The following is a 2,852-nucleotide window of genomic DNA, read 5'->3' on the forward strand; positions in this document are numbered from 1 at the left end:
TATGGTCAAGCCCTCGACCTATTAGTACTGCCAAGCTGAATGCCTCACGGCACTTACACACGCAGCCTATCAACCTCGTAGTCTTCAAGGGGTCTTACTCGTTTACACGATGGGATATCTAATCTTGGAGTCGGCTTCACGCTTAGATGCTTTCAGCGTTTATCCGTTCCGTACATAGCTGCCCAGCTGTGCCACTGGCGTGACAACTGGTGCACCAGAGGTACGTCCATCCCGGTCCTCTCGTACTAAGGACAGAGCTCCTCAAATATCCTGCGCCCACGACAGATAGGGACCGAACTGTCTCGCGACGTTCTGAACCCAGCTCGCGTACCACTTTAATCGGCGAACAGCCGAACCCTTGGGACCGAATTCAGCCCCAGGATGTGATGAGCCGACATCGAGGTGCCAAACCTCCCCGTCGATGTGGACTCTTGGGGGAGATCAGCCTGTTATCCCCAGGGTAGCTTTTATCCGTTGAGCGACGGCATTTCCATTCACATACCGCCGGATCACTAACTCCAACTTTCGTTACTGCTCGCGCCGTCACGCTCGCAGTTAGGCTGGCTTTTGCGTTTACACTCAAGAGCACGGTTTCCGTCCGTACTGAGCCAACCTTTGAGCGCCTCCGTTACTCTTTAGGAGGCGACCGCCCCAGTCAAACTGCCCACCTGACAATGTCCCCCGACCGGATTCACGGCCGCAGGTTAGAATTCCAGAAACCTAAGGGCGGTATCCCAACATTGACTCCACTAAAGCTGACGCCTTAGCTTCCCAGTCTCCCGCCTATCCTGTACATAGATTACCGAAACCCAATATCAGGCTACAGTAAAGCTCCATGGGGTCTTTCCGTCTTGCCGCAGGTAACCGGCATCTTCACCGGTACTACAATTTCGCCGGGTGGGTAGTTGAGACAGTGCCCAGATCGTTACACCATTCGTGCGGGTCGGAACTTACCCGACAAGGAATTTCGCTACCTTAGGACCGTTATAGTTACGGCCGCCGTTTACCGGGGCTTCAATTCAATGCTTGCACATCTCCTCTTAACCTTCCGGCACCGGGCAGGTGTCAGCCCCTATACTTCATCTTTCGATTTGGCAGAGACCTGTGTTTTTGCTAAACAGTCGCCTGGGCCTATTCTCTGCGGCTCTTTCGAGCACTCCTTATTCCGAAGTTACGGAGTCAATTTGCCGAGTTCCTTAACTACCCTTCTCCCGCTGGCCTTAGAATTCTCTTCCTGTCCACCTGTGTCGGTTTGCGGTACGGGCATCTGCTTCTATACACATAGCTTTTCTCGCCTTGATCCATGTGTGCTTCCCTACTTAAATTTCGGTCCCTTGCGCCCGGGTCAACCAACGCCCGGGTCACACCCTTTTCAAGTGTCCCTATGCTTAAATTGCAGATGGTTACGGAATATCAACCGTATGTGCATCGGCTACGCCTTTCGGCCTGACCTTAGCTCCCGACTTACTTGGAGCGGACGAACCTTCCTCCAAAAACCTTAGACTTTCGGCCATTAAGATTCTCACTTAATTCTCGCTACTTATTCCGGCATTCTCACTCGTATACAGTCCACCAGCGCTTTCGCTCTGACTTCACCCCGTATACGACGCTCTCCTACCATACCATAAAGGTATCCCAAGCTTCGGTTCATAGTTTAGCCCCGTTAAATTTTCCGCGCAGAATCACTCGACCAGTGAGCTATTACGCACTCTTTTAATGAGTGGCTGCTTCTAAGCCAACATCCTGGTTGTCTAAGCAATTCCACATCGTTTTCCACTTAACTATGATTTGGGACCTTAGCTGTGGGTCTGGGCTCTTTCCCTTTTGACAATGAGACTTATCTCACACTGTCTGACTCCTGAAAAACGATTATCTGCCATTCTTAGTTTGATAAGGTTCAGTAACCTCTCGGCCCCTAGCCAATTCAGTGCTTTACCTGCAGTAATCTATTTCAAGGCTAGCCCTAAAGCTATTTCGGAGAGAACCAGCTATCTCCGGGTTCGATTGGAATTTCTCCGCTACCCACAACTCATCCGCTACCATTTCAACGGGAGTCGGTTCGGCCCTCCATAAAGTTTTACCTTTACTTCAGCCTGGCCATGGGTAGGTCACCCGGTTTCGGGTCGAATACATTTGACTTCATACGCCCTGTTCAGACTCGCTTTCGCTGCGGCTCCACACCTTAAGTGCTTAACCTTGCCAAATACATTCACTCGCCGGACCATTCTACAAAAGGTACCCGATCGTCCGTTGACGGACTTTCGGTGCTTGTAAACACAAGGTTTCAGGTTCTCTTTCACTCCCCGCCAGGGGTGCTTTTCACCTTTCCTTCACAGTACTTCTTCTCTATCGGTCACCGAGTAGTATTTAGGCTTGGAGGATGGTCCCCCCGTCTTCCCACCGGGTTTCACGTGTCCGGCGGTACTCTGGATACAGATGGCTGAAAATTCTTTTCGCCTACAGGATTCTCACCTTCTTTGATTGACCTTCCCATGTCATTCGGCTAAAAATTTTCAATACCGTGTTCTGTCCGAACCCCGAAGGTATTACTACCCTCGGTTTGGCCTCTTCCGCGTTCGCTCGCCACTACTGGCGGAATCTCTGTTGATTTCTTTTCCTCGCCCTACTTAGATGTTTCAGTTCAGGCGGTTCCCCTCATATACCTATTTATTCAGTATATGATGACAAGACTTTCCTCTTGCCGGATTGCTCCATTCGGAAATCCACGGATATAACGTTCACTTACAACTCCCCGTGGCTTATCGCAGTTAGTCACGTCCTTCATCGGCTCTCGGTGCCAAGGCATTCCCCTTGTGCTCTTTGTAGCTTGACCATTATTTTTCCGACTGCTT

The 2,852-nt window shown here is 50.7% G+C and carries 1 rRNA gene; it reads right to left on the bottom strand.

Features of this window, described 5'->3' with window-relative positions:
• Position 1: 1 nt before the first annotated feature.
• Positions 2–2,833 (bottom strand): 23S ribosomal RNA (locus KQI64_RS02885).
• Positions 2,834–2,852: the final 19 nt, after the last annotated feature.

The sequence above is a fragment of the Lachnoclostridium sp. MSJ-17 genome (assembly GCF_018918205.1).
In the GTDB taxonomy this organism is placed as follows: domain Bacteria; phylum Bacillota; class Clostridia; order Oscillospirales; family Acutalibacteraceae; genus Ruminococcoides.